This window comes from Alkalimonas sp. NCh-2 (genome assembly GCF_039631345.1).
GTDB classification, from domain to species: domain Bacteria; phylum Pseudomonadota; class Gammaproteobacteria; order Enterobacterales; family Alteromonadaceae; genus Alkalimonas; species Alkalimonas mucilaginosa.
This window is the reverse complement of record NZ_JBDIUV010000002.1, coordinates 780,127-806,534: the sequence shown is the minus strand read 5'-3', so window position 1 is coordinate 806,534 and position 26,408 is coordinate 780,127. Positions and strand designations below refer to the sequence as shown.

Genomic DNA, 26,408 nt, shown 5'->3' with positions numbered 1-26,408 from the left:
ACCATCATCCATTCGCCCTGTATTTTTATTGTTGGCCACTTAGAAACATTCAAAGCCAAATAGTAACAAGAGCCCCAGGTGCAGACAACTTATTTTACAGCAATGAAACAGAGAAGATGGAATGAATGCAAGCCTAATAACACCCCATGCAACCATTATCCAAGTATCTAACGATAACAAGTCACTTTTTGCTTTCAGCCGGCGGCTGCAATATGTTGTCAAAAAGCTACTTAGGATCTAACTTTAGCGAACAGGAGAATAGATCATAATCGACAGCTAAAGCCGGAAAAAAAACGAACAAGAACAATAAATAATAAGCTTTCATATCAACCTCACAACCAATAAATGTGGTGCTCTAATCGGCAAAACTCCGCCAAACTCATTCCAGGTTGCTATGCCATCATAGTATTTTAACGAAGTACCATAGAGCGCAAAAGGCCACGCGGCTTATCGATAAAACACCCTCCCATCATCCACAACATTACAGCCTAATCCGCCAGCTCGCACACTCTACCTTGTGTCGCTTGCCTCACAAACCCAGTGTGATTAATATTGATTTGAACCAGTTGTCTACAAACGCTGTGATAATCACATAACAGTATATTTCATGCGATCTATTATTTCTGAAAGCATGTTCTCATTCCCCGGCTTCTTAGATGTCTCTACAGCCTGGTTCCAAACATCACAATGCGGATTAAACTCAGCATAATCTTCTCTTGAAATAGATAACTGTACCCGGATAAGACTGCCGCTCAGTAAGCCTATTCGAATACCGAAGTCATTCACCTCATCACGAATATAAGTGCCAGACACATGCACATGACAACGGTCAAGACGTTTATAATTTTTTCCCAAAGATTCCTTAAGCGCGACTCTATTCACTTCGAGCTTATTTGGATTCCAGGATAAACAGACATCTAGCGACTCACATAAATACACACGGCCATCTGCATTCAGACTCAACACACCCATCATGCCGACATGGGTATCATGATAGGTATCTGCATTCGCCTGCAACTGACTATAGGTTGGCCGGCTCATATAGATTGGTTCAAGAGACGCGGTAGCGGTAGCCGCATAGCATAACAACACTGCAAATATGGCTCTTTTCATAGACAGTACCCCTGTATACATTTTACATATTTGATGGCTATCGACTCTGGCAATTCCACCGCTGGTGATGGCGTTCCGCCAAACTCACTCGAGGTAGCGCTAATGAGTTTGGAACTTCATTCGTTTAACTCTTTCAAGTAAAAATGCTTCATTACCATTTTTTTTCGACGTTTCAACGGCTAGATTCCAAGCCCTGCAATGTGGATTAAAATCGGCATAATCCACACGAGAAACGGATAGCATTATTCTGATATTATTGCCGGTAAGGAGCCCCAAACGGTTCCCATAATCTTCCGCTGCATCACGGACATATTCCCCAGAAACCTGAACATGACAGAGATCAAAGATACTGTACCAATCAGTATCATATTGTTCATATTGCTCATATCGTTTCAACGCCGCTATATCTACCTCAAGCTTGGTAGGACTCCACGATAAACAAGCATCAAGCGATTCACATAAATACACTCGGCCATCACTGTTTAAACTTAACACACCTATCATATCGACATTTATATTATCAAGCGTTTCTGCACTCATCTGCAACTGGCTAAATGTTAGCCGGTTCATATAAATTGGTTCAAGAGACGCGGTAGCCGTTGCCGCATAGCAAAACAACACTGCAAATATGGCTTTTTTCATAAACAAAACCCCTGTATACATTTTACATACTTGATGGCTATCGACTCTGGCAATTCCACCGCTGGTGATGGCGTGCCACCAAATTCATCCCAAGCTGCTATACCGTCATAATACTTCAATGATGTGCCATATAGCGCAAAAGGCCCTCGCTGGTAACTGACAAATCGATGTAAATTATATTGATAGTCTCCAAGAGAAAAACCATCAGAGCCTACATTTGGGTGAGTATGCCAGTCTGCATGAAGCACAGCATCAGGAGGTGACTTGAAAGGCAATGAACCAAGCTGATCATGCCCTTTTACTTTGGCGGTATGATAGCTGGTAACTACCTTGCCGATGGAAAATTTGGTGTTGCTATCATGCTGAAAAATCCGCGCTGATATTTCTGCACCATGCCTTTGCGTTAAAAACCAGCCATGCTCATGCAACCACTTGGCCGCATCTTCTGCGGTATCAAAATAGTCCAGTTCACTTACCAGCTGGTTAAAGTGATCTAACTCCTGCTTTAACGCTGCTTTTTCTTCATCGTTAAGCTCTCTGTTCTCCCATTCTGGTGGGTCGAGGCTTGGCGGCTTGTTATCACAAACATCATCCAAGGTTTGCGCCGCCCAAACATACATAGTCCCCGAAGCCTTTTGGGTGGCACTGGCCGGGCTGATTGGGCAACTGCCGCCACCTCCGCCAGGTGGTAAAAACCAACCACCGCCAGCTCCTCCACCGGGACCACTGCCCCAGCCCCCTCCTACAGCGCCACCACCTGAACCATCTCCGCCACCTGAGCCCCCTCCACTTCCACCGCCTGAGCCTACGCCCGGGCCACTGCCCCAGCCTCCCCCTGGTATTCCAGGCTCTGCACTGTTGTAATTGCCTAAGCCTCTTGGCTCTGCCGCGGCAATCACTGCATTGTCTGCAGCCTAAGGTATCCCCACAAATGAGCTAGAGAAAACAAAAAGTTAGGCGAGAAGGGAACATTCATGGCCGTTCACGATCTGATCGTTCGCCAAAACTAAACCAAGCCACTAACAGCCATGAATGTGAAAACTATGCTCGCTCATTTTCTCTCTTTTGTCACCCCTGAAAGGATGCATAAGACCAGATTTTCATCACTACTTGCAGCAACACAAAGCTTGCTGCAGCATCAGCGTTGTACGGTTACCGCAATTGGCCGGGGCATAGACAGCGATACCTGCGAAAAACACAGCATCAAACGGGCAGACCGGCTGCTCAGCAACAACAAACTCCTGGCTGAAATGCCTTGCATCTATGCATTGATGACCAGAGCCATTCTGGCAAACAGCAAGCACCCTATCATCCTGGTGGACTGGAGCAATGCCGACACCAGGAAGCAGAACCACATATTAAGAGCCAGTCTTGCCTTGGAAGGTCGCTCACTGACCTTGCTGCAAATGGTCGCCCCCACCGATGATTACAACAGTCCACGGGTACACCGTCAGTTCCTGAAGCGCCTGAAACTTATGCTTCCTAGTGACTGCAAGCCAGTGATTGTCACCGATGCAGGCTTTAAAGTCCCGTGGTTCAAAGAGGTGCGCAAGCACAGTTGGCACTTCATCGGCCGGGTTCGCGGCAATCAGCATGTGAAATTGCCAGAGCACGATGAATTTATCAGTGTGCAGGAGCTGTACAAAAAAGCCCGCTGCAATCCGAATCACCTGGGGTGCATTGAGCTCACCAAAGCCAAGTGCTATCAAGCTCAGGCGGTACTGGTTGGCACCGGCTGGAAACTCAGAAAACGGGACAAAAAGCGCAAATACAAAGAACCTTGGCTGCTGGTGTCATCCCTGCCAAAGTGCATGAACTATGCCGATAAAGTCGCAACCTGTTACGGCAAGCGCATGCAAATCGAAGCCAGCTTCCGGGACCAGAAAAGCAGTATTTATGGGCTGGGCAGCAATGCGCATGGCACCACGGAGCCAACGCGTTTGGCGCTCCTTATTTTACTGGCCGCTCTGGCGAACTGGCTGCATTACATGCCGGGAGTTGCTACAGAGATGGCGGGCCTACACCGGCAGTTTCAGGCCAATACGGTGCGAGACAGGAGGGTGCTATCCTTCAATTATCTGGGCATGCGGCAATGCAAGTTCGAGCGGCTCCGGCTAAGTGCTGCACAGATAGCCGCCGCCATAGAGCAAATCATGCTCTGGGTTGGCGAGTTGGATTGGGCTGTGATCAAATTGGAAAAGAGCTGATACTATGGGCTTTAAATTCGTGGGGATCCCTCAGATTAATCTCACTCTGCCACCTAAATCGGTTATCTATAGCCAAACCAAGTTGCTTCCGGTAATTGATGTCATAAACATGAACGATTTCATGACCAACAATTGAGGCCAAATGACGTGCTTCTAATAAGTTATCTGGCCCAGTTAACATATCAACATTTACAAGGATTGTATCCGGATCTGTTGATGTCACTTGCATTGAACCTGAGATGCTGTTATCTACTTTAAAACGAATCGTTTTACCATCAGGGAAGTAACTTTCAAACATCTGCAGAACGCCAAAATCTTCAACCACTGTTTTAATAAAGTCCAGCTCATCACTTAGATAAACAGCCTTGACTAGCGGTTCTTCAGGCTCAGTGCAATCAGCTGCGCCATCGCTAACCGCCCACACATAGTTCGTTCCCGAAGCCTTTTTGGCGGCTCTGGCCGGGCTGATTGGGCACATGCCGCCACCGCCGAAGCTACCACCACCGGCGTAGTAATCACCCAGTCCCAAATCCCGGCCGGCCGCATTGCGTGCCCGGCTGGCGTAGCTTTGCGCCAAAGCCAGTGTACCGCCACTTTCCTGGCCCGCCCATTCCTGCGTTATCGCCGCTACCAGGCTGCGCTGTACACCACCAAAATACTTAAAAGCGGTTATCGCGCTTATCGCCACCACCGCCACGATAATCGCATATTCCGTCATGCCCCTGGCCTAAAACCAATGCACGCCCTCTTAATCCCTGCACCCAGCCCCAAAAAAGAAACATGTCATTAGTGCTTGATATAATAATAAAAACCAAACGCAAATAAAAATTGAATTTATCGCGCATCAGCCATCATCCAAAATGGCATGGCCCACCAGCAATGCTGTGAACATATGCTACTCCCTACTATTGAATTGTACGTGTTGGTTGGTTGCCGTTTAGAAAAGCACCTTTCTCAAGCAGACTTTTATTCACATAAAAGAAGATAGATACTTTAATCAGACAGCACCGACCAAACACGGAATGCATTTGGCCGCATGCTGTATGCGCTGTGGGGCATGCTTAGCAGCCCTGTGGCAGATACACCCAGTTCGACTGAATATCCTGCTCTATCAGAGTCCGGGGTGTTTGTACCCGCACACCAAATAAATCAAACTTGATACGCTTCAGCTTGTCTGGCTGAATATCAAAGTAATCGTATAAATTCACCCGAATAGTCACCGATTCAGCCGGTGCCAGTTCCAGCATGTCCATGGCTTTATTCCAGCTATACAGGTATTTTTGCTGGCCAGTAAACAGCGCCAGACTGTCGTCCTGGTTCTGCACAATAAAATGGTTTACGACATAGCGGCCATCTTCGGCAAACTTATGGGCCGGTAGCCATAAGCTAGAAATAAACTGCGGATGCTCTTTAGCTTCAATATGGGTGGCATTCATCACCTCTACCTCGGCAATCAGTCGCTTGCCTGGCTCCTCGCACTGCACGCTCAGTGTCGATGGCAGGTAATAAGCATAAATCAACGTTCGCTCTGCTGTTGTAGATGCAGATGCAGAGCCAAACACCAAACACAGTATCCATATCAGCTTCATTGGTTTTGCTCCCTGATGCAGTAGTCTTCAAACTTCATGAAATCTGACTCCAATCTTATCCAACGCGTACTACCATCCGCAAATTGGACATCCTCCCAATAGCTACTAAACCGAATACCGCTAAACCCATCTTTTGGGATAATAAATTGCTCATCCAGGTTAATAATGCTTTGTAAAACCCCGCCCGCTGGCAGCACTACGTAAATATCCTCCAGCACCCGGTTTTCATAATGGATACTATTAACCCTATCCCGCCTCGCACGTCCGTTATGTGTGTCAATCTTAAATTCATAAGAATTCCAATAACCTGCTGGGTCAACTCGTATAAGTCGCCCCCGTAGCGGTTCATGAATGCGGTTGTAAAAACGTACAGTCGCTACATAAGGCCGCTGGCAGGTGAACTCCAGCTCCACAGCAACAATATTATCCAGTGCTGGCGCAACGTCATTATTGGCCGCCACCAAAGGCGCAAACACCAGCAGTAATAGATACCAAAGTCGCATCTGACCTCCTACCATTCCCGAGCTAACAACTCTTCTAAAAAATAGAGTTCGTCAATATTATCTTTCAATGCAGCCTTACGCCCAGGATCCCCAAAACCCATATAAAACACCAAAACCCGATCTCTCTCAACATGAGCTCGTGTGAACCCCTCTTTGTGATCCATCCCCACCTTATGCGCATACTCATGCACTATGGTTAATGCTTGCTCTTTAGGGTTATCTTTCCAAAAGTCTTCTGTCAGATAAATATTGCCATTCAGTCTATAATAACCACCCTTAATATTTTTTGCGCTGGCCCTGAATACCTTGGAGGAATCCTCCCTTGCATGTTTCAACTCTGCTTCAATCGCCCGCATATTGGGTAACAAGGTACTTTGCAAAAAACCAAAAAGCGGATCACTACTTCCATGCAAACCGTAGAGTAATGCTATCCTGTCTCGTAAGGCTCTTTGTTCAGCAGTTAAGGTCGCGGCATCAGCCGATAGCGCGGTAATCAGCTCAGCCAATCGCGGCAGTGCTGTTGTAATTCTATCATCAAACAACGTTTTTTCGCTGCTGATCAAAGGGGATACCTGAATTCGAAGGCTAAACTCTTCGTGAATGCCCCACTCCCGACACTCCTCTTCACTTTGCGCCGCCCACACATACTGGGTCACAGGCTCTTTGGGAGCTGCCCACACATAGTTCGTCCCCGAAGCCTTTTGGGTGGCACTGGCCGGGCTGATTGGGCAACTGCCGCCACCTCCGCCAGGTGGTAAAAACCAACCACCGCCAGCTCCTCCACCGGGACCACTGCCCCAGCCCCCTCCTACAGCGCCACCACCTGAACCATCTCCGCCACCTGAGCCCCCTCCACTTCCACCGCCTGAGCCTACGCCCGGGCCACTGCCCCAGCCTCCCCCTGGTATTCCAGGCTCTGCACTGTTGTAATTGCCTAAGCCTCTTGGCTCTGCCGCGGCAATCACTGCATTGTCTGCAGCTCTTCTCGCCCTGGCTATGGAAGATGCGGAGCCTTGACCCGCGACCTCATGGCTTAATGCAGCAACCTGATGCCGTTGAGTACCACCAAAAAAACTAAATACTGTCAATGCTGCTACCGCTAATAGCGTTACAATAATGACGTACTCTGTGATGCTCTGCCCCCGAATCCGTCTCCCTTGCATCAATACCATCATCCATTCGCCCTGTATTTTTATTGTTGGCCACTTAGAAACATTCAAAGCCAAATAGTAACAAGAGCCCCAGGTGCAGACAACTTATTTTACAGCAATGAAACAGAGAAGATGGAATGAATTCAAGCCTAATAACACCCAATTCAACCCTTAGCAGCCCTATTGCAGATACACCCAGTTCGACTGAATATCAATTGCCCGAACGCCACGATTAGACAGCAGCATCACATCAAACATATTAAACTTGATACGCTTCAATTTCTCAGGCTTGATATCAAAGAAATCGTATACATTGTTACGAAAAGCTGCACCGGCTCAGCCGTCGGCCGGCCAATTAGGGCCAGCGTTCAAGAAACGCTTGGTATTCTTGAAGCAACTCACATAACGGCTTAATGCTCAGATCATCTGGCCTTGCGGGGCAAATTTCTTTCAGTATTTTCATGCTCTGTTCGAAAAAGCCATCTAAACCACACAGTTCTTTAACAGACGAAATGCATTGATCTTCTTCATCGTAAATTAAAACCAATAGCTTCCAAAAAATCTCTCCACGTTCTTCATTCTTTTGCAGGCGCTTTGCCTCCGCTTCTTGCTCGGCTACAGTGCGGAACGCAACTGGTGTTATATCTGTGATATGACGACCATTTGCTTTTAACTCTCCCCAGATAAAAGTACTTTGAGCTGGCTGGTGCTGCCGCCATGATGTAAAGTCGCCGGATACCTCAATAAATCGAGGCTGGCCCCAGGCGTCTAACTCTCGTATTCGTCTTGCAGAATGTTCTAACCGAATAGCATTGTCTACATTACCTGCCAGGCAATCTGAGCGGGTTAAAAACAATCCTCCCTCACCATTGGTAAGGCAATACCAGCCTTGTACAAAAATCTCATAGCTTTCAACCTGACCTCCTTGGATCAAAAACAACAAGTTGCGGCTTTTACTGGGTAGCGAGGTAAAAGGCAATTCCTGCGCCAGACTTTTTGTAGCCGATAACATGACAAGGAAAATACATAACCAGCGCATAGGTTATTCCTTTTCCTTAATTGGCCCGAAAGCTCCCTGAAAGCGTTGGTTGCCCGCAGCCATGTCTTTGACAAGCATCTCCCCGGATTTAAAAGGTGACTCCATGGATATCACATTGTGCCAGGAAAAATAATCACCTCTTAACGTCACCAACTGGCCTGAGAGCTCCCGCAGTTGCGCTACCTGCTCCCGGTTAATTTTTAATGTAATGCCATTGCTGTAGTTGAATTCACGATCTTCCTTTTCATTTATTTCCACAACAGGGCAGTCTTCCTTGGTAAGAAATAAACCTTTAGTGAACAAGTTCAAGGTAATAAAGTTCTCAAGATCGTGCGTGCTGTCGTTAAACTCAAACGTATAAGCCTCTTGTTCTTTTATTGAGGCAGTACACAGCCACCCCACCACCACAATATTTTCCATAAATCTTGGCTCGTCAAAATAAGCCAGTAACTCCGTTAAGTGCCGTTGTGTTGGCGCCACAACCGATGGTGTGCTCACGTCAGCAGCAGCTAATTTAAACGTCACGGCAAGAGTAAATAGCGCCGCTATTGTAAAATGCAATTTCATACATATCCCCTTGAGCATTGCCTGTTAGTTTGTTCTGCGTCGTCGGTTAGCTTTATGTAGTGTACAGCGCCACCACCTGAGCCACCGTAATAACGGCTATCGCTGGCATAGTCATAACGCTGCGCCTTATATCTCGGACAATCGTATTGCATGCCCGGCTAGCGTAGCTTTGAGCCTGGGTTACCTATCGTTTTATGGACACCAAAAACCTGCCAATGCCCAATCATCAGCGCTAAAATAGCACTATCCAAGAGCAACAAAGGAGCCAAACGGCCCCGTTGTTGCTTACAGTCCATCATGTTGACACTCTATGGATTAACTTCGCGCACCAGGCGAATGGCGCTCCTATCTTTATTTCTGCTATCTGCAATAAACCCAGTATCAAAAAATACCGTCCAGTATGTTCTATCACTGTTGCGCCACAAGCTACTGCTCCAAAACGGCATCAATTGAGTACCGCCCCAGGCTACATCCTTATCAAAGGCTTCCAGCATTAAGGTTGGCACCTGATAGTCCCCCAGGCATTCACCACCATAGCCGCTTGGATAAATCCGGTTACGCTGCCCGCTGCTACAGTACACCAAGCCGGCAAGCTCTTCTATCTGCGGTAACCGCCAGTCGCTGTAGCCTGCTACGCTGTTATGGTTGGCCCACTTTACTTGCACTTCCGCCTCCTGGTAGGGTACGACCAGGGCTTCACCTTCGCACCGGCCTTCGCGCCATTCCCTTCCTACTGCACATCGTTGCCACATTAAACCCGTGGTTCTATCCGTTACCGTACCATCGTTGTTGTCCTGATAACGGCTGGCTTCTGCGACCGGCAACACTAAACCAGCATGGGCTGGGGGTAATTCGTCGAGACCCGCTAAGCTGTGATAGCCATTTAGAATCACATCGCTTGGACGGACCCTTTTAAAGTAAACACCAATTCCTTGTTGACTGTAACGGCGACTACCCAGAAATCGACGCACTCCCTGTTTTACATGAAACTCAACCACATCAAACTCTGTGTTTAAATCAGACACAACACGCTTATAGTTAGCTGAGTCTGGCATAATAAATGGTGCTTCACCATTACGTCCCAATGCGTAAATCTCTTCGGTGCGATTCTCCAGCTCACAAACCCAGCTCAGCTCATATCCCCCGGCCGGTTCTCTTGTTACTAACCCTAAATCACCTTGAACAAAACCGATACTGCTATGCTTTCCACCTACCCAAACTGAAATATGGTCTACTTCAACAGGCAATGGCTCTTGGCTATACTCCATATAAGCCGACTCACACACATCAATGTAACGCTCAATTTGCGGAAGCTGAGGCCATACGCCTGCTACAGTTGCCAACAATGCAATTAACATACCCCCTCCTAACTATTGAACTTCGCGTGTTGCTTCATTGCCAAATCGTCCTATGCCTCTCATGCAAGCAGAGCTGTGTTCACATATGCCTATCTTAACATCCCCTCCTTGCAGTGCACCGACATACAAATGATTATTGGAGTCAGCAACCCATTCTGCATCAGAGCCTGTGGGGTTGGTAATCGTATTCGAAAACAGCAGGGTACCAGTCGGATGCGTATGGTAGCCAATCTGGCCAGTTACAGGCAGAGCCACACTTCGCCTCTCACCCACCATCGGCTTGGTATACTGATAATAAGCCGTACCGTTAGGTGCTGTCAGTTTGTTGATATAACCACCTATCTCTAACTGCGCCTGATGGGCCAAAGCGGTTAACGCATTCAAGACTTCTTTGGCTGCATTATCTGCGCCATTTGGGCCGGAGAATATATTTGTTTCCTTTAACACTGGCTCACACTTGGGTTTCTCTGGTTGATTATGGCAAAACAGCAAATCTATTTGTGCTTGTAGCCAGGCTTTATCCTGCTCTAGCTTTTCTCGTTCAGCTTTCTCCGCATCACAACCTTCATCCGAGGTTTGTGCTGCCCACACATAGTTCGTCCCCGACGCTTTTTGTGCGGCACTAGCCGGGCTGATTGGGCAACTGCCGCCACCGCCACCAGGTGGTAAAAACCAACCACCGCCAGCTCCTCCACCTGGACCACTGCCCCAGCCGCCTCCTACAGCGCCACCACCTGAGCCCCCTCCACTTCCACCGCCAGAGCCAGAGCCAGAGCCTCCGCCCGGGCCACTGCCCCAGCCTCCCCCTGGTATTCCAGGCTCTGCACTGTTGTAATTGCCTAAGCCTCTTGGCTCTGCCGCGGCAATCACTGCATTGTCTGCAGCTCTTCTCGCCCTGGCTATGGAAGATGCGGAGCCTTGACCCGCGACCTCATGGTTTAATGGGCAACCTGTTGCCAACCTCTCCTGCTGGCAAAACCTTACAATTTACTTACAGCAAGCAATGAAATACGTTATCATCTTTGGCCAGAAAAGGCTGGCCAGGCGCTTCGCAAGTAAAGCCACATTGCCGGCATGAAAAACCCCAAGCTTACGAGCTGCCATAAAAGCCCGATATGACTGAACCAACAGATATCCCCAAAAATCATCTGCCAGCTACAGAGCGTGCTCAGCGCTGGAGGCAGCTACAACGCATTTCAGCCAATAATGGCCATGACCACGGGGAGCCCTAAATGCCCCAAGCAAACAGTGTGGATGATCCTCTGGAACAGGCTTTTCGGCGAAATAACGACCAAAGCCTGACCAATGCGCTGCTGAAAACAGAATACAAACGATTCTTTGGCAAACTGCGCTTTAAAAAAGCTCGGTCAAACGCCGACGCCACGTTAACAGAGCAACTGCCCGCTATTTGCAGTAAAGACATAACCCGGCTGGAGCAGCAGCGCCAACAGCTGCTACTTTCAACCCGCCCTCTTCGCATGTTTTGTTTCCCAGGCTTGCTGATCATCAGCCTGACACTTGCCGTAGTGGCTTTTCAAAGCACAAGCCCACTCCCGACCACGCTGCTGGTCTTACTGGCGGCCTGGATTTTCATACCACGCCAAGTGGTGAAAGAAACACTGCTGGACGACTATCAAGCACTTGATAATGACTACCGCAGCACCTTGCTACCGGCAGTGCTGCACAACTTCGGGGATATTCGGTATCAACGCCAAGGAGCTATGGCGCTGGACCATCTGAAAAAACAGCTGCATTTTGGCACCAGCCATATTCAAGTGTCTCAAGTTATTCGCAGAATAGAGCAAAGCGATCATTTTTATGGGCACTATCGTGACTGCCCCTGGGTGCTGCAACAAGTGCGATTTTACAATCACAAACAGCAAACTTTATTCCGTGGTCATATACTGCTGGTGCAGTTACCGCAAAGCTTTGCCGGTACCACCACCTTAAATATGTTTTGCACCGCGCCCGGTGCATCCAGGGTGCACCTGGAGAAAAGCCATTTCAGTGAAACAACCCGGGTTGAAAGCACCGATCAGATTGCTGCCAGAGCCTGGCTTACCCCTGCCGTGATGGAGCGGCTGACACACATTCGAACCTTGTGCCCCGGTATCATGCGAGCCCATTTAACAGGCTCAACTTTATTGCTGTTGCTGCCAGGCATGGCTTTTGCCAGCCCTTTGGACATCAATACCCCCATCACCCACAACCTGGCCGATGTTCCCCTGTTAAAAGAAGTACAGCAGCTGTATTTGCTGCTGGACGCCATGTTAAAACAATTTCCTACAAGGCCGGAGCAACCTAGATGAAAACCTTGTCTCAACCCAGTGTATTCAATGCCAGAACTGCACTTAGCACCATCTTGCTGTTGCTTACCATACTCTGCTGGAACATGACGATGAAACAGCTTGCATCCAGCCTAGCGGATGTTCGAGATACCGAAGTCAGCCTAGGTGTGATTATTGATGTCCAGATTGAGGGCAGTGCCGTCTATCGACGAAACAGAAAGCTAACCAGCAAACCAGTGATCCGCTACAGCACAGCTAATGGTCAACACATTGAGCAAGCATTCGATCGACGACGGTTTACCAGTATCTGGGATAAAGGTAACACCATTCAGGTACGCTATAAAACACAGCAACCGGAACAGGCCGTAGTACAGGAGTTCAGTACCCTCTGGGCGGAAGGCGTTGCTTCATTACTTTTTGCTATTGGCTTGACCCTGCTTTGCATCCGGCGATTTTGGCAAGAACCAGCCCAATCATCCCGGCAAGTCAAAGAAAATAAAAGCCTTTGCCTGATAGCGGGTGTTTTGCTGTTGCTGGCAGGATTTTTGGTGATGATGCTGTAAGTTTTTCTGATAACTTGGAAATAAACAAAGTACCATGAGCAATCCGATGGAAACAACACAATGCCAACCGATGGCTGCAGAGTTAAAACTATCGCGCGCTCAGCGCTGGAGATTTTTAGCAGCCCTGTATGCCGGAGAGCTTCAGTGGCTATACCGTGCCCTGGCCCGCCGCCCGGCTTTGAAGCCCACCAGCAGCGAACTCTCACCAGAGCAAGAACAGTACCTGGCTCAGAACCATCAGGAGGTATTGCAGCAACTGGAACAGCAGCGCCAGCAACTGGTACGCAACTGCTGGCCCATCCGCAAGGTCGCCTTTCCCGTGTTAGCCATCTTTAGCCTGGTGTGCATGCTTTTGTTCGCTCATGGCGCGGGGACAGTGGTTATTGTCATTTTGCTGCTCTGGTGCTGGTTTCATTTGCCAAAACATATGTTAGATGAAGGGATCCTGCCCGGCTATGCCCGCTTAAATCATCAGTTTCTTACCTACTTATTGCCTGCCATTGGCAGCAAATATGGCAGTTTTCATTACCAGGCCGGGCAAAGCATTGCGCTAAGCCGCTTTCAAACCCGGCTGTACTTTGGTACCCGCCACCTTAACCTGAGAATCCGCCAGACCGAGCAAGCCAACTACTTTCATGGGAACTACCGCGGCTGCGACTGGGAGCTGGAACAGGTTAAGTTGTATGGCCCCCATAAACAAAAAGGAACTACGGTGCACTTTGAGGGCCATATGCTAATCCTACAGCTGCCCCAAAGCTTTAAAGGCATCACCACTTTAAACCTGGCCTGCCCTTTAGCCAGTGCAGCTAGGGTGCATTTGGAGCAAAGCCGGTTTAGTGACCGCTTTCGGGTCGAAAGTACCGACCAGGTAGCTGCCAGAGCCTGGCTGACACCTGCGGTGATGGAACGACTTAGCACCATCAGCCCAAACAGCTTAAGCCCTGTGCATGCACATTTGGAAGGATCCAGCCTGATACTGCTGATCCCAGGGCTGCGCTTTGCCAGCCCTTTGGCGCTCGATACGCCCATTGCCAGCTGTTTGGCAGGCCAACCTTGCATCCAGGAGCTGGAGCAGCTTTTTGCCTTACTGGATACCTTGCTGGGACAGTTTTCGAGCTTGCCCGCCCCGAGGAAATAAAATGAAGCGTATCCTGTTGTTTCTGATGCTGGCGATCCCTTTTTGGTATGCTGCGCTGTCGACAGCAAAAAGCTCGGTCAGCTTTCTTACCCAAGGCGAAACTGCTAGCGGAGTGATTACCAGCAGGGTGCTGGAAAGCGGTTGTCGTAGCCCTAGCGGCAAAGGTTGTACTATTGAATTGACCGTGGCCTTTGAAACAGCGGACGGGCAAAGACTGCAACAAAGGTTTAGCAGTCAAGCTGCCTATTACAGGGATTATCAAACAGGCGACCCACTGCCTATACGCTATAACACCTCGGAGCCAACGCAAGCCATGATCATAAACTGGCAGAGGATTTTGAGGGACATACTTTTCTATGGCAGTGCAGTGATAAGTTTTTCGCTGATCTTAATCCGGCGACTGATGCCGTCAGCAAAAAAATGCAGCCAGGCGACCCTGGATACCAGGCTGCTGCTACTTATTCCGACTTACCTTTTTGGTTTACTGGCACTTTTTATCCTTATGACAACTTAGGGCCTGCAAACAGCATAAGAATGATAACGGCAAAGAAACCTTAATGCCGCAACAGCGCGATTGATACCTTGGAACAAGCTTTATCATTCTTCTTTTTTACATAACTGGTTCGTTAAACAACCAATTACCAAGACCATCAAAGTCGAAAAATGAACAACCTGTATGAATTACTTTTGTTGGAGTTTCAGTACTGTGACTTACATAACTTAAAACAGCATAACGCTTCGTATTGTACATGCTCACATAATCTGGAACATCAGCTTTTTCAAAAATACGCACCTCGCTAAGCTCATAGCTCATATGACCATAACTTGCCCAATTCCGCTGATGCCTTTTTGTAAAGTCTCCCAACCATTGCTCCAGCGCGGCAGTTTTTTGTTCTTCTGACCAGTCTGTTGGTGCTCTCTGCTCAAGATGTTGCTGATAGAAAGAGCGAAGTAAGTTAATATCCTGGTTGTTGTAAGCTGCCCAACTAACTTCACACATCTCAACCAATCTTGCCTGCTCCTCTGCCAATGCTGGTATGGCGGTCAGTAACATGGCTGCGTATACAAATTGTTTCATAGTGCTCCCGGAATGCAACCCACAGCAGATTACTGCTGTGGGTGGTTGAAATTAATGCATGGTCTCAGACTGAAGGTTCTCAAGATACCATTGCACCTGGTTTTGATCAGGCTCACCAGCAGGACCAACCTCGATGTAGTAGGTTTTAATATCTGTTGGCAACAGATCACGCCCTTCCAGCTCATCACCACTCACTGAAACAACATCTCCGCCAAAATCAATGTAGTAGGTACCAACACCATCGTCAGCTTCAACACCCACCAACTGCACAATATGCTGACCAGCAGTTAACGCTACTTCAATAGGGCCTATCTTTCGCTGTGGTGATGGGTCATTACGGATAATCTGGCCATTTAATCGTAACTGGAACACATCATCCAGCAAGTTGCCATTATCACCATAAGTGATATACACCAGATAAGGCACCGTAAAGTTTACCGCATTACTGAGCTCTCCATATACCTCCACCATCACATCACCTGTACGAACTCCGTTAGGTACAATTACCTCCAGGCTTTGCGCTGAAGCACTTAGTACGCCGGCGCTAATTCGCTCGCCATGAGCACCGGCAAAAGTGACAATATTATCGGACGCCTTTGCAGCAAAGCCGATGCCTTCAAGCAAAATCACATCGCCAGGCTTACCTTCCTCAGGAGTAATGTCACTGATAACAACCCCATCAGCAACTACTATATCCTTCGCTGATCTTACCTCTTCACCATCGTAACTCAGATAGACTTCGATGGTACCTTCGGTACTTTCAATAAAGCTGCCAGGTAAAGTCACAACCGCTTGAGTGCCTTCAAAGTTCACGCTTATTTTATCTATAGTATTGAAAATGACATTATGTCCAGGGTTGGCTGAATCCACAAATTTAATGTGGGGAATTAAATCACTTCCCCAAAAGCGAGAAACGCGAGGAAAACCAGAACCATACACAGTAATTTGTACATCGCCCTGCTCTCTTGACACTACACCTGGACGTACATCAGCAATTTGCAAACCCCACGTTATGGTAAAGTCGACTTTTGGTGGAACTTGAGCAAACTCGTAAATAACTATACCAATTGAAGCGACAGCATCAATTACTTTTGCAGCTTCATAAGCTGTTTTTATTTGCCCCCAAACAGGTACAATTTTCTGTGCATGATTAGTGACTAATTTAGTCATTGCATCTTCAATTTCTATATCATGAAGCTCAAGTATATCCCGTGTTATTGGGCCTATTGAAGGGGTTGGAGATAACAAAGGCTGCACCTCCATATCCCATACAATTCCACCTAAGGTATGTATAGAACGATATATATCATCAAGCGTTATATTCTCATCACCAACTATTTTTTCAGCAATTTCATCCAAATGCGTGATGGATTCAACGATGAGCTTCGACATAATAGTCATTATGGCTTGGTCATAGGCTTTAATACCCATTTGGTCAAAAATCAGCATAAACTTACGAATAACAATTCCATCCACAATCGCACGAATTGCTAAGTGTTTTTTTGCATCTCTGGCTTGCTTATTGTAGTCTTCTGAACCATGTGGATTATATGGACTTATTCCAATATCAACATTTCTTACACCGGGCGTAATGATCTGATAAAGGCAATTTCTATAGATACACTGGGTTGGATCAAACAACGTATCATTAGACCAGACCGGGATACCGAGGAAGGTTGACGCTACAGGACCAATGATGTCTTTATGATACGATCTCGTGATATGGTTACGTATTGGATTATTAAGCCCGTCCAATGACAGATCTAGCTCTCCCTTTGCATCAAGAGGATAAATGCGAGCGCTTAGATATAATTGAGTTCTATTTTGCAACTCAGCGCAGCCGTTATAGCTTAAAAGCCCCCAAAAACCACCACTCTTACAATTGTGCGATATGTTTGAATAGCCTGCCATCTGCCAATTCTTCAAGGCTTGCATCGTCATAGTGAAGTAACCATCCAGATAGTCAATAACAATTGGCTCAGCCGTGTTGTTTGCTTCTTCTGCCTGTATAGAAACCTGACCAGACTGCTGCAAAATCTGATATATTTGTTTACTTACAGCTGAGTAGTCAACTGCTGCAGCTTTGGAGTAATCAGCATAAGATACTGCAGCCTGCGGGTTGGAAGATAACTCTTGCCATTGTTCGTAGCTAATACTAAACAACCCCTGCTGGATCAAATCCTGGTACACCTGAGTTGTTTCTGTCGAAATCTCAACGCTCTGCTGACCAGCAAATCGAATAGCTGAAGCCAACTGCTGCAGCTCTCCATTGCTATCATACTGATACAAATGCAACGATTTATTTTGCGCAGAAGATAAAGGCACTACCATATGTTGGCTGAATGGTTGTAATGTATCGGTTCGAACACCACTGCCGATATAAAGTTCTCCGCCAAACTCTGCTGTCGCCGATACACTCACCGTGCTGTTGATATCGTAACTGATTTTATTGCTGACGCCATTTGGCCCGGCAACATGAAATTCACCGGCATCAAGATCCTGGGGTACCCGAACACGAATCATATCTGGGCGTACACTAACAACCGGGTAAGCTTTACCATCAAAAATAACTTCAGAACCTGTTGTAAAACCAGCACCATAAATAGTCAGCTCTTCGCCTGCTACCAGGGTACGGAAAGTACTGCCGACAATCACTGGTGAATCGGCCGGCTGAATGTTCAAGCTATAATGCTCTGTTCTTTTATTATCAATCACCACAAACAGATGCGAATGCTCAACTTCTGGCATTCTGAACAGCAAGCCATCATTCAGAATCAGCTCTGGCCGCAGGTTGATAGGAGTTCCGCCTCCGGCTAAAGCAATAATGATATCATTTTGAGCACCTTGTAACCCCCGTCCAGTGATCTTGACCATATCGCCAGCACGATAATGAAATGGAGCCACTCCACGATCGTAAAAACCGGATAAGCTAAGAATAAACCTGGCATCTGGCCCACTAAAAGGAGCTTCCGCAATAGGGGTAAGGCGATCATTATCCCAGGTATCCAGCAAACCATCGCCATCATCGTCCAGATCTAAAAAGTCCGGAATACCATTGCGGTTGGTATCCACTGGTCGCAGCGGGTCCGGCCCAACCTCAATGCTATCTGGTATACCATTGCCATCACTGTCAAAGTCCAGGAAGTTAGGCACCCCATCGCCATCAGCATCGCCAATGCCTTTGATCCGATCAGGAATACCATCGCCATTGCTGTCGGTATCCAGAATATTTGGAATGCCATCACCATCGAAGTCCAGTTCATCACAGGTGGTAGCAAAAGCGACTTTCCACAAATCCAGAATGCCGTCGCCACTGGAGCTTTGCACACTGGGCTCTACCCCCATGGCCCGCATTTGCTGGTCATCCACACCATTGGAATTAGAGTCCAGAAATACCTTCACGCTATAGCCAAAGTCCGGGCCACCCTTAGAGTTTTGATCGGCAATAAGCAAAAACAACTCCCGATCTTCGCGAACAACGTAATTAATCACCACAATCCCATAATGCGCCGGAGCGCCTCGGCTAAGGGGAACGAAGTTCAAGGCATTACCATCTAAGCCGGCAAAGCTCAGCAAAGGCTCAAAGGCTGAATCCAGATCAGTTTTCCGAAGTACCGCTGTAACCGATTGCCCTTGCCTGGCGGCAAAACGGAACATATCAGCATTGTCCGAATCTGATGAGATAGCCCCGGAGATCCTAAAACCCGGATTTGCCAGACTTAACTGATGGTTGGTATTAACCGCCAAAGCCGGGTTATCATTGGGTTCTGTATCGGCATACTCCGGATAACGACTACGGGTAGGGTCAAATGGAAAATCATCCATGCAATCCGGTACGCCATCACCATCCTCATCTTTATTCAGCCAGGTACCAAGAATGATCTCTGGATCAGCTGGCTCGCCGGGGTTGACCGGATTTGGGTTGCCAGGATTTGGAGTACCCACATCGTTCTCGTTTAACTCGCTGTTACAGGCTGTCATTGATAACACTGCTGTTAACAGTAAAGCCATGCTGAACGGTTTAAGTTTCATGTTTAAATCCCTGCCATGATTTACAAACTAAATTACATTCTGGGTCAATCGTGCATCTGTTCGAATACTTAAACATTCGTTTGGAATGGTAAGCACTCCCTTTTGCTTCAGCACCTTAAGGAATCAACTGCCAGTTTCCAGAATCCTTGCGCTCAAAGCCACAGCTGATGCCTATATGGCCATTTTCAAAGGTATAATCGACATTCACATTTGCGATATGCTCTGCTGTTACACCAGGCTTCGATAACGCTACTTGCCGGGAGACCAAGCCAGCTGTTGAAGTAATTCGCTGCTGCCGACTTACCATGTCATCGAGCAAAGCTTCCAATGCTTGAGAGTGCTGTTTTACTACTTGGGGATCAAAAAAACCGAGTAATTGCTCCCTGTCATTTTGTTCCAATGCCAACAACCACACTTTGCATTTTTCTACAAATATCTCCTGGCTGTTATCCTGTGCATGAAATTGGAAGTTGGGTTCGGATGCCATTGCCAATGAGCTACTAAACAAGAACAAACACACAATTTTTCTATATAAACCTGACATTATTTATACCCCACTTTGTCTTGCCATAACTCAATAGACTGCCCGGTGTTGCTATCGAAAAACTCGCAATTTAACACCCCTTGATTTGGCTCTGCTTTCACATGAATCAGCAGGTGCGTGCTAAACTGATCACCTTCATCAAAATCAACACTGGCTGATGGCTCCCCTCGAACAACCTCAACATTCGACGACAAACAAATGTAGTAAGTGGCACGGTTATCAGGAACCGTGATTCCAATAAGACTTAGTTCTCGTTGGCCTGGCTCAGTCGGCACAGTAACCCTATGGTTACGCCTGCTGGTATCAGACTCACTGACAACCCGGCCATCTAAAACAACCTGGAAACTATCATCGAGCAGGTTACCATTGTCACCATAGCTTATGGTGATCTCAACCCGGGCAACTTCCACATCAAACTCAGCTAAAGAGCCATCGACCTCCAGTCTCAATATGCCGCTGGCTGCATTATCCGGAACAATGACCGTCAATTGCTGCGAGGTAGCACGCCTTACCAAAGCGCTGACCCTACCACCATTTTCTGCAACAAAAGTTACATTGTTATCCGAGGGAATTGCAGAAAAACCATTGCCATTTAGCACCAACTCTTGGCCTGTAAACACAGGATCAGGAGTCACGTTATCAATACTTAAGCCCTGACCAACAGTGATGTAATTAGGAGAAGTATCATGCTCCACAGAGTTAGCACTTTGATGAGAGCCAAAAATTAAATCAACCGAAACCCTGGAGTCAGGCTGTAAACTCAACCAAAACTGTCCTGGAATATAAACGGATGCTTCATTGCAGGCTGCATTGTATGAGTAATGCCTGAAAAGCTCGCCACGATTATTCATTTCATGTTCGTAACGGGCCCCGTGAACAATGTCGGTTAGGACGACAGTAGGATAAGTATCACGGAAGACTCCTTTAATAGGGCATAAGCCAGTTCCTTTAAACTCAAGACTAACCGTATGATTTGATATTTCTACAACTGGTGGCGTCATTTCAAGCAAACGCAAACCCCAGGTGACTTTAAAATGATAGTACTGTTCCAGATGCCACAATTCATACCAGGAACGACCGATATTAGCCCCCCGGCTAATTGCTTCTAACACCTGAATGCTGTTCAGAATGACATTCAGCCCAGGCACAAACGAGCTGGCAACACGCTGAACTACAGCAATACCTACTGCACGCAAATATCCTGCAATATCAAATCCCATGGCTGCGTAAATCGCACGCACTAAGGGTCCTGGATTTAATGTTAAAATGCCTTGCCGTTCATTTTCCAGAATGTTTTCCAGCTCTTGCATAATATCTGTCATTTCAGCTTCCGATACATACCCATCTTCGAAAGCCACTTCTATCGCATTAAACAGAGGTGGTAATGCAGAAATTACTAAGTCTGTAATATGCATCCCTGTTTCAAAACCATTTCGGTCTTTAATATAACCCCGCGGCGAAAAGCCTCCTTGAGTAGGCCCTAAACCACCAGTCAGTGCATCATGGGTCAATTGAATGGTTGGCCAGATTGCCCGGTCAATCAAATTTCGGATAAAAAGCTTTTTCCGCACAGCTATCTTTTCGCTGTCCGTCAACTCAAGGCCTTTGTTGCCGGGAGTTATTACTTCGACTAAGCAATCGCTATATGGGCAGACCTTTAGCAGCTTATCGGACGACCAGATAGGAAATGAAAATGCAGCAAAAGATACTGGTGAATTCATGTCTCGATCGACATAAGAGTTGATATGGCGATAAACCTTTTGTTGACCTTCAATATTAGGCTCAAAACCAACCGCCGGAGAGCTGCTGATGCGCTCAATAGCATTATCATATTCAATATCATACACAGCTGTACTCAAATACATCTGTGTACTATTTTTTAGTTCGGTATAGCCGTCATATCGGAATAAACCCATTATGCCGCTTCTGGTAGGTTCAAGGTTGATGCGATCTTGTGAATCACCGGGAGTGATGATTGGACGCTGACTATCAGGATCTGCGGCTACTCTCACACGCTCAACTTTCATTTGTTGCAAACGGCCCAGTTGCTGCCGGCTCAATTGAGATTTAGACGACGCAAAAGCATTGATACTTTGTGTTAAAGCCTGTTCTAACTGTTGTTGTAACTGAAAAACCTGCTGTCGTAACGCCACATTAGAAAAAGACGAAAAACTTGGGTCGTTCAAGACGCCAGTAGAAAAATATTCTTTAAAATCTGTATACTCTTCAAGCGCGGCGAGCGCAGCTCGTAACTCGTTTCCTTTCACTAAAGACAACGACTGAAACAAGCCATGCAACACAACCGTTTCGGCCGTGGTTTCAAGATCCAGAGTCAATTCACTGTTTTGCTCATCGTAAATACCAGACAATATCTCGATAAGTTCCGCACCGGACCACCAGTACACTGAAACTGCTCCTAACTGACCGGCTTTAACCTGCAATGTGACACTTGCATCGAGCTGTGTTGGGCTTAAAGGAATTTCTTCATCAGATGCATCACTGACCAACAGTAAAACATCATCAGCAAAAACAGCCTGTAATGCTGGCGGCAGCGCAACCGATACATCCAAGCTACGCCGCGCGGCTATCTGGAGCTCGTTACTCTGACCAAATTCGTTCGCCAGGTAAATGGCACCAGAAGCAACATCACTTGGCGCAACAAAAGAAGCCTCGGATGAACTCAAGCGGTTAAGGCGAACTCGACTATTACTAAATACAATATAAGTAGTACTGCTTATGTTCCGACCGGTGACATAGACTGTTTCGCCACTTAAAATGCTCGTTCTGTCCAGCTCAAATAGCTCAGGTGCTTTACGATCAAGAAGATTTAACTCAATGGTTCGCGTAGCTTTTCCGTCGACTACAATAAATGCCAGTAACTTTGTGCCGCCCACTGGGATATGGATATAATCAGGCACAGTAAACTCAGCCGTATTTTCTGAAAGGACGTTCAATGGAATATTGATCAGGTTTTCAGATAAGATATCGCCCGCTTTTCTTAGTACTAACACGGTGTTGTCCGGAACAAAACCTTGCCCTTCAACGCGCGCTGCAGTAGCGGGCGAAACACTAAAAGCTAGCTCAATACCATTTTCTAGAGTCTTGTAAACTCTATCAAAGCGTACAGCATTTGGAGCTCCCTCGTCATGAGTTAATAATACGCTAAGTGGTTCACTGTCATAGATATCCAGTAAACCATCACCATCATCATCAATATCAGCATAATCTGGGATGCCATTACCACTGGTATCAAGCAAATGAGTGCCGGCAGCCAGGTGCTGACTATCGGGCACTCCATCACCATCACTATCTAGATCAACAAAGTTAGGGAGCCCATCACCATCCATATCAAGCAGCCCCTCAATAGCATCGGCAATACCATCGCCGTCGCTATCCAGATCCAACCAATTTGGAACTCCGTCTGAGTCTACATCATGGTTCAAAACACCATTGATAAAAACCCAGTATTCATTACCATCCACAATACCATCACCGTCCATATCAGGATTTGTGGGGTCCATGCCTAAAGCTAACTCTTTGATGTCATCAACACCATCCATGTCGTTGTCAACAAAGGCTTCGAGTGTATAACTGAAGTCAGCAGAAAAGTTATTATATTTGTCAGCAACACTGATATTGTAATGCCCAGGCGCATCAGGTTTAAAAGATAATGTTTCCGCTACCCTACCAACAGGAGTCATTAAAGTAGGTACCGTCTGGATAACCTGGCCGCCATTCGTCAGCAAAGTCAAACGAGGCATAAATCGCACAGAGTCCCTGAAAATAATAAACGTAAAGCGCTTGTTTTCTGCAATATCGTCGGCAGTTATTTCAAATCTGAAAGTGTCAATATCCAACTCAGTATCAATAGCACCAGCTATACGGACAGGTAAGGTGCCAACAAAATTGGCTTGTGCGATATTGTTGTTAAACTCTTCCTCTACAAAAGTCACCAATGCCGATCTGTCTGGGTCGAAAGGGAAATCATCATAAATATCCGGAACGCCATCACCATCTTCATCTTTATTTTCCCAGGTACCTACCCATGTATCGGGCTCTTCATCCGGCTCATCTGGTTCGCTTGGTGGTGGCACTGGATTAACCGGGCTTACAGGGTTAGTAGGCGTTGAGTCGTTACTTTCGAGCTCACTATTACAGGCTGTGAGACCAACAAAAGCAGTTACCAAAATTGCCAGGCTTAGATATTTAAACTTCACGCTTAGATCCCTGTAGTGATATTCAATCATAAAATTACATTCTAAAAGGGGTTTGCATTCGCATGGTTGCTTCCGAAACCACAGCCAGATAGACATTGCCATCTGCCTGGCCAATGGCATTGCATGCCAGTTGTTCTGGTGATGGGTTCAGCTGAAAGGTTGTTAAAATACCTCTCATAATATGGTTAGCAATTGGCACTATTAATCTGGCACACCAACGAACTTCGATATGCAATAAGTTCGCATCTTGCAGATTCATCGCTCTGCCATCGCCCAAGCTCTTTAACTGCGGGCTGCGATACATCAAGTTGTTGTTTGGGATTTCAAAAACCTGTGCACCATCGTAAATAACCCGGTGTTTAAAGGCATCGAATACCTCAGTGTTCGGATTCAAGACCCTAATTTGACTTAACAATGCAGTATCCGCCATTGACCGGGCTAACGAACTAGCAGCATCCGTAGCAGTGGTGTTTCGACTGTATAAAGGACGCATCGCATGGGCCAGTGATTCCTGCATTTGTGGCATACCGCCATGGTGCAGTGCCCCTGTGCGTACCGCCTGGACAGTGGCCGCATCCAGAGTACTCTTAGTGATAAAGATAAAGCCCCACTGCACCACCAGCATCACCCCAAGCAACACAAGGGGCACCATAAAAGGCAGAGCCAGATTAAACTCAACCATGCTTTGGCCACGCTGCAGCTTTATCATAACTAGTTGGAATCCGTCGGGGTATGTTGCTGTAACCGAAGTAAAGCCTGATAAAGACCATCTATCTGACGCTGTACTTGCGGGTCCACACCATTTTGGCGCCTTGCCAAACTAATAATCTGGTGCGACTGCTTCAAACGCACCAACGCCATGTTGTATAGAGCTTTTTGATTCTCTGGCTCCAACTCGACACAGCGCTCAAAGGCCAGGATAGCGGCATCAAGTCGACCGGTACGGCTGTAGATGTTCCCAAGCCGAAACCAGGCTGGGGCATAGTTTGGTATCGAGCGCAGTATTTCCAGATACAGGGTCTCTGCCTGATCCAATAAAGCCAGCTGGTATGCATATTCGGCTTCAGCTTGCAGATTAAGTATTTCGGAGTTGCCCTGGGGCTCTGGTGCACTGGCACAACCAGCCAAAGCAACCAGCAAAGCAACTAGGGTACACATACGACTTAGATGGACCATTTAATTGTTTCTCCGGGGTAAATCTGATAGCGCTGCACAGCTCCAGCACTAAGCTCTATGGTATAGCGCGCACCTTTGCAGGCACTGAAGCGACCTGGGTGCAAGTTCTCCACCACTTTCAAAACCTGGTAATCTTTATTCAGATACACCACATCGATTGAATAACGCATACCAAGAGTGTGCACCGAATGACAGGGTGCAATTAACATTGCCTGCTGGCTGGTAAGCGCAGGTCTCCCCAGCAGGCCACGCAAACGAAGCCACCAGTTATCGGCCATAAATAGCTGCAGTGTCGCTTTGTTGGATGCCAACTCAGCTTTGGCTGTTCTCATGCTAGAGCTCGTACATAAACTTCATGGCAATAGGAAATGCCAGAATCATAAAAGTAACCGGGAAAATAAAGACGATGAGTGGAAAAACCAGCTTCACTGGTGCTTCCAACGCTTTTTTTTCTGCGCGCTGGAAGCGCTCTACCCGACGCTGATCCGCCTGGATCCTTAATGTTGAACCTAAACTGGCGCCCGTTTTTTCAGCCTGGGCCAAAGCACTGACTAAACTATTTACTTCGGTAATTTGCAGTCTATCAGCCAAAGCACGAAATGCCTGTACCCGTGACATGCCCGCACGCATATCCCGAATTACTTTTTCAAACTCAATTTGTAAAGGCCCTTTAGGGCCGCGCTCTACTGCTTGTGTAATAGCTCCCGCCATGTTCAGGCCAGCCTCAACCGACATGGTAAGAAAGTCCAGATACACCGGCAATGCCCTGACAATTTGCTGCTGCCGCTTGTTACGAATATCGTTTAAGGTAATCATCGGTAAGAAATAGCCAAATACCGTCAGCAAAAAAAGATATAAAAAATTAACGCCACCTAGTAAGGCACCGCAAAACCAACCAACTAATAAAAAGAAAGTTGCACTTAATAACCGCACAGCAAAATATTGCTCAGCCGTGAGAATATAAGCCAGGCCAGATAAACGCAGCTTGCGGGTCAATCGCTCCAGGTAGTCCACATTCAAGTTTTCACTAACATAAAAAGCAACGACACGTACCAAAGGCCAAATTAACTTCAAGCCAGGCGTTAAAGGATCCATGTAGTCCCGGTTTTCTTTCGGCACTTTGCGGTAAATTTGCGTCAGGCTGATAATGCCCAAAAAAATTGCACCGGCAAAAAAGGAAATAATAATCAGATCCATGTCGAG

At 47.0% G+C, this 26,408-nt stretch carries 24 protein-coding genes; 5 read left to right on the top strand and 19 right to left on the bottom strand.

Annotation, left to right across the window (positions count from 1 at the left end):
- Nucleotides 1-588: 588 nt before the first annotated feature.
- From ABC502_RS09095 to ABC502_RS09085, 3 genes are all read right to left on the bottom strand, one after another.
- Complete coding sequence (locus ABC502_RS09095; RefSeq protein ID WP_330089416.1) at nucleotides 589-1,113, bottom strand: hypothetical protein; 525 nt, start codon at nucleotides 1,111-1,113, stop codon at nucleotides 589-591.
- A 99-nt stretch (nucleotides 1,114-1,212) separates the two neighbouring features.
- Entirely contained in the window at nucleotides 1,213-1,755 is a 543-nt protein-coding gene (locus ABC502_RS09090; RefSeq protein WP_330089415.1) for a hypothetical protein, read from the bottom strand.
- Entirely contained in the window at nucleotides 1,752-2,375 is a 624-nt protein-coding gene (locus ABC502_RS09085) for a hypothetical protein (protein WP_345915646.1), read from the bottom strand. Before ABC502_RS09085 ends, ABC502_RS09090 begins: the two co-directional genes overlap by 4 nt.
- Nucleotides 2,376-2,783: 408 nt before the next feature.
- On the opposite strand from ABC502_RS09085, the gene ABC502_RS09080 reads away from it, so the two are divergent.
- The gene (locus ABC502_RS09080; protein ID WP_345915645.1) at nucleotides 2,784-3,962 is read left to right on the top strand and encodes an IS4 family transposase; all 1,179 of its coding nucleotides are present in this window, start codon (nucleotides 2,784-2,786) and stop codon (nucleotides 3,960-3,962) included.
- Here the strand turns inward: ABC502_RS09080 and ABC502_RS09075 are convergent.
- The 8 genes from ABC502_RS09075 to ABC502_RS09040 all read right to left on the bottom strand — a co-directional run bounded on the left by ABC502_RS09075 (nucleotide 3,943) and on the right by ABC502_RS09040 (nucleotide 11,129).
- Nucleotides 3,943-4,680 carry a hypothetical protein gene (locus tag ABC502_RS09075; protein ID WP_345915644.1) on the bottom strand — a complete coding sequence of 246 codons (738 nt, stop codon included), beginning with the start codon at nucleotides 4,678-4,680 and terminating at the stop codon, nucleotides 3,943-3,945. The genes ABC502_RS09080 and ABC502_RS09075 overlap by 20 nt on opposite strands.
- A gap of 343 nt (nucleotides 4,681-5,023) precedes the next feature.
- Nucleotides 5,024-5,551, bottom strand: a complete 528-nt coding sequence (locus ABC502_RS09070; RefSeq protein WP_330089405.1) for a hypothetical protein — start codon at nucleotides 5,549-5,551, stop codon at nucleotides 5,024-5,026.
- Nucleotides 5,548-6,054 (bottom strand): hypothetical protein, encoded by a 507-nt coding sequence (locus tag ABC502_RS09065; protein WP_330089404.1) that lies wholly within the window; start codon nucleotides 6,052-6,054, stop codon nucleotides 5,548-5,550. Before ABC502_RS09065 ends, ABC502_RS09070 begins: the two co-directional genes overlap by 4 nt.
- Before the next feature lie 8 nt (nucleotides 6,055-6,062).
- Nucleotides 6,063-7,229 (bottom strand): hypothetical protein, encoded by a 1,167-nt coding sequence (locus ABC502_RS09060; RefSeq protein WP_345915643.1) that lies wholly within the window; start codon nucleotides 7,227-7,229, stop codon nucleotides 6,063-6,065.
- Nucleotides 7,230-7,560: 331 nt separating this feature from the next.
- Nucleotides 7,561-8,244, bottom strand: a complete 684-nt coding sequence (locus tag ABC502_RS09055) for a hypothetical protein (RefSeq protein ID WP_345915642.1) — start codon at nucleotides 8,242-8,244, stop codon at nucleotides 7,561-7,563.
- Between the two features lie 3 nt (nucleotides 8,245-8,247).
- Nucleotides 8,248-8,811, bottom strand: coding sequence for a hypothetical protein (locus tag ABC502_RS09050; RefSeq protein WP_345915641.1), 564 nt, complete (start codon nucleotides 8,809-8,811; stop codon nucleotides 8,248-8,250).
- A 308-nt stretch (nucleotides 8,812-9,119) separates the two neighbouring features.
- Nucleotides 9,120-10,169 carry a DUF1566 domain-containing protein gene (locus tag ABC502_RS09045; RefSeq protein ID WP_345915640.1) on the bottom strand — a complete coding sequence of 350 codons (1,050 nt, stop codon included), beginning with the start codon at nucleotides 10,167-10,169 and terminating at the stop codon, nucleotides 9,120-9,122.
- A 12-nt stretch (nucleotides 10,170-10,181) separates the two neighbouring features.
- The gene (locus ABC502_RS09040) at nucleotides 10,182-11,129 is read right to left on the bottom strand and encodes a hypothetical protein (RefSeq protein WP_345915639.1); all 948 of its coding nucleotides are present in this window, start codon (nucleotides 11,127-11,129) and stop codon (nucleotides 10,182-10,184) included.
- Nucleotides 11,130-11,401: 272 nt separating this feature from the next.
- On the opposite strand from ABC502_RS09040, the gene ABC502_RS09035 reads away from it, so the two are divergent.
- The 4 genes from ABC502_RS09035 to ABC502_RS09020 are packed head-to-tail and all read left to right on the top strand — an operon-like array spanning nucleotide 11,402 to nucleotide 14,672.
- Nucleotides 11,402-12,478, top strand: coding sequence for a DUF3137 domain-containing protein (locus ABC502_RS09035; protein WP_345915638.1), 1,077 nt, complete (start codon nucleotides 11,402-11,404; stop codon nucleotides 12,476-12,478).
- On the top strand, nucleotides 12,475-13,020 hold the full coding sequence (locus ABC502_RS09030; protein ID WP_345915637.1) for a DUF3592 domain-containing protein: 546 nt from the start codon (nucleotides 12,475-12,477) through the stop codon (nucleotides 13,018-13,020). The genes ABC502_RS09035 and ABC502_RS09030 overlap by 4 nt, the downstream gene beginning before the upstream one ends.
- Nucleotides 13,021-13,066: 46 nt before the next feature.
- Nucleotides 13,067-14,158, top strand: a complete 1,092-nt coding sequence (locus ABC502_RS09025; protein ID WP_345915636.1) for a DUF3137 domain-containing protein — start codon at nucleotides 13,067-13,069, stop codon at nucleotides 14,156-14,158.
- Nucleotide 14,159: 1 nt separating this feature from the next.
- Nucleotides 14,160-14,672 carry a DUF3592 domain-containing protein gene (locus tag ABC502_RS09020; RefSeq protein ID WP_345915635.1) on the top strand — a complete coding sequence of 171 codons (513 nt, stop codon included), beginning with the start codon at nucleotides 14,160-14,162 and terminating at the stop codon, nucleotides 14,670-14,672.
- A 96-nt stretch (nucleotides 14,673-14,768) separates the two neighbouring features.
- On the opposite strand, the gene ABC502_RS09015 is transcribed toward ABC502_RS09020, so the two are convergent.
- From ABC502_RS09015 to ABC502_RS08980, 8 genes are all read right to left on the bottom strand, one after another.
- Complete coding sequence (locus ABC502_RS09015; RefSeq protein ID WP_345915634.1) at nucleotides 14,769-15,236, bottom strand: hypothetical protein; 468 nt, start codon at nucleotides 15,234-15,236, stop codon at nucleotides 14,769-14,771.
- 51 nt (nucleotides 15,237-15,287) lie between these two features.
- Nucleotides 15,288-19,268 carry a hypothetical protein gene (locus ABC502_RS09010; RefSeq protein WP_345915633.1) on the bottom strand — a complete coding sequence of 1,327 codons (3,981 nt, stop codon included), beginning with the start codon at nucleotides 19,266-19,268 and terminating at the stop codon, nucleotides 15,288-15,290.
- A gap of 115 nt (nucleotides 19,269-19,383) precedes the next feature.
- A complete protein-coding gene (locus tag ABC502_RS09005; protein WP_345915632.1) occupies nucleotides 19,384-19,812 on the bottom strand; it encodes a hypothetical protein in 429 nt (142 codons plus the stop codon).
- On the bottom strand, nucleotides 19,812-24,029 hold the full coding sequence (locus ABC502_RS09000) for a hypothetical protein (protein ID WP_345915631.1): 4,218 nt from the start codon (nucleotides 24,027-24,029) through the stop codon (nucleotides 19,812-19,814). Before ABC502_RS09000 ends, ABC502_RS09005 begins: the two co-directional genes overlap by 1 nt.
- 34 nt (nucleotides 24,030-24,063) lie before the next feature.
- Nucleotides 24,064-24,738 carry a TadE/TadG family type IV pilus assembly protein gene (locus ABC502_RS08995; RefSeq protein ID WP_330089082.1) on the bottom strand — a complete coding sequence of 225 codons (675 nt, stop codon included), beginning with the start codon at nucleotides 24,736-24,738 and terminating at the stop codon, nucleotides 24,064-24,066.
- Nucleotides 24,739-24,740: 2 nt separating this feature from the next.
- A complete protein-coding gene (locus ABC502_RS08990) occupies nucleotides 24,741-25,205 on the bottom strand; it encodes a tetratricopeptide repeat protein (protein WP_330089081.1) in 465 nt (154 codons plus the stop codon).
- Complete coding sequence (locus ABC502_RS08985) at nucleotides 25,193-25,537, bottom strand: DUF192 domain-containing protein (RefSeq protein ID WP_330089080.1); 345 nt, start codon at nucleotides 25,535-25,537, stop codon at nucleotides 25,193-25,195. The genes ABC502_RS08990 and ABC502_RS08985 overlap by 13 nt, the downstream gene beginning before the upstream one ends.
- A gap of 1 nt (nucleotide 25,538) precedes the next feature.
- Complete coding sequence (locus ABC502_RS08980; RefSeq protein ID WP_330089079.1) at nucleotides 25,539-26,402, bottom strand: type II secretion system F family protein; 864 nt, start codon at nucleotides 26,400-26,402, stop codon at nucleotides 25,539-25,541.
- Nucleotides 26,403-26,408: the final 6 nt, after the last annotated feature.

Bases quoted from the DNA above. Each gene is read 5' to 3' on its own strand.
- ABC502_RS09095 (WP_330089416.1), bottom strand. From the start codon at position 1,113: ATGAAAAGAGCCATATTTGCAGTGTTGTTATGCTATGCGGCTACCGCT.
- ABC502_RS09090 (WP_330089415.1), bottom strand. From the start codon at position 1,755: ATGAAAAAAGCCATATTTGCAGTGTTGTTTTGCTATGCGGCAACGGCT.
- ABC502_RS09085 (WP_345915646.1), bottom strand. From the start codon at position 2,375: ATGTATGTTTGGGCGGCGCAAACCTTGGATGATGTTTGTGATAACAAG.
- ABC502_RS09080 (WP_345915645.1), top strand. From the start codon at position 2,784: ATGAATGTGAAAACTATGCTCGCTCATTTTCTCTCTTTTGTCACCCCT.
- ABC502_RS09075 (WP_345915644.1), bottom strand. From the start codon at position 4,680: ATGACGGAATATGCGATTATCGTGGCGGTGGTGGCGATAAGCGCGATA.
- ABC502_RS09070 (WP_330089405.1), bottom strand. From the start codon at position 5,551: ATGAAGCTGATATGGATACTGTGTTTGGTGTTTGGCTCTGCATCTGCA.
- ABC502_RS09065 (WP_330089404.1), bottom strand. From the start codon at position 6,054: ATGCGACTTTGGTATCTATTACTGCTGGTGTTTGCGCCTTTGGTGGCG.
- ABC502_RS09060 (WP_345915643.1), bottom strand. From the start codon at position 7,229: ATGATGGTATTGATGCAAGGGAGACGGATTCGGGGGCAGAGCATCACA.
- ABC502_RS09055 (WP_345915642.1), bottom strand. From the start codon at position 8,244: ATGCGCTGGTTATGTATTTTCCTTGTCATGTTATCGGCTACAAAAAGT.
- ABC502_RS09050 (WP_345915641.1), bottom strand. From the start codon at position 8,811: ATGAAATTGCATTTTACAATAGCGGCGCTATTTACTCTTGCCGTGACG.
- ABC502_RS09045 (WP_345915640.1), bottom strand. From the start codon at position 10,169: ATGTTAATTGCATTGTTGGCAACTGTAGCAGGCGTATGGCCTCAGCTT.
- ABC502_RS09035 (WP_345915638.1), top strand. From the start codon at position 11,402: ATGCCCCAAGCAAACAGTGTGGATGATCCTCTGGAACAGGCTTTTCGG.
- ABC502_RS09030 (WP_345915637.1), top strand. From the start codon at position 12,475: ATGAAAACCTTGTCTCAACCCAGTGTATTCAATGCCAGAACTGCACTT.
- ABC502_RS09025 (WP_345915636.1), top strand. From the start codon at position 13,067: ATGGAAACAACACAATGCCAACCGATGGCTGCAGAGTTAAAACTATCG.
- ABC502_RS09020 (WP_345915635.1), top strand. From the start codon at position 14,160: ATGAAGCGTATCCTGTTGTTTCTGATGCTGGCGATCCCTTTTTGGTAT.
- ABC502_RS09015 (WP_345915634.1), bottom strand. From the start codon at position 15,236: ATGAAACAATTTGTATACGCAGCCATGTTACTGACCGCCATACCAGCA.
- ABC502_RS09010 (WP_345915633.1), bottom strand. From the start codon at position 19,268: ATGAAACTTAAACCGTTCAGCATGGCTTTACTGTTAACAGCAGTGTTA.
- ABC502_RS09005 (WP_345915632.1), bottom strand. From the start codon at position 19,812: ATGTCAGGTTTATATAGAAAAATTGTGTGTTTGTTCTTGTTTAGTAGC.
- ABC502_RS08995 (WP_330089082.1), bottom strand. From the start codon at position 24,738: ATGATAAAGCTGCAGCGTGGCCAAAGCATGGTTGAGTTTAATCTGGCT.
- ABC502_RS08990 (WP_330089081.1), bottom strand. From the start codon at position 25,205: ATGGTCCATCTAAGTCGTATGTGTACCCTAGTTGCTTTGCTGGTTGCT.
- ABC502_RS08985 (WP_330089080.1), bottom strand. From the start codon at position 25,537: ATGAGAACAGCCAAAGCTGAGTTGGCATCCAACAAAGCGACACTGCAG.
- ABC502_RS08980 (WP_330089079.1), bottom strand. From the start codon at position 26,402: ATGGATCTGATTATTATTTCCTTTTTTGCCGGTGCAATTTTTTTGGGC.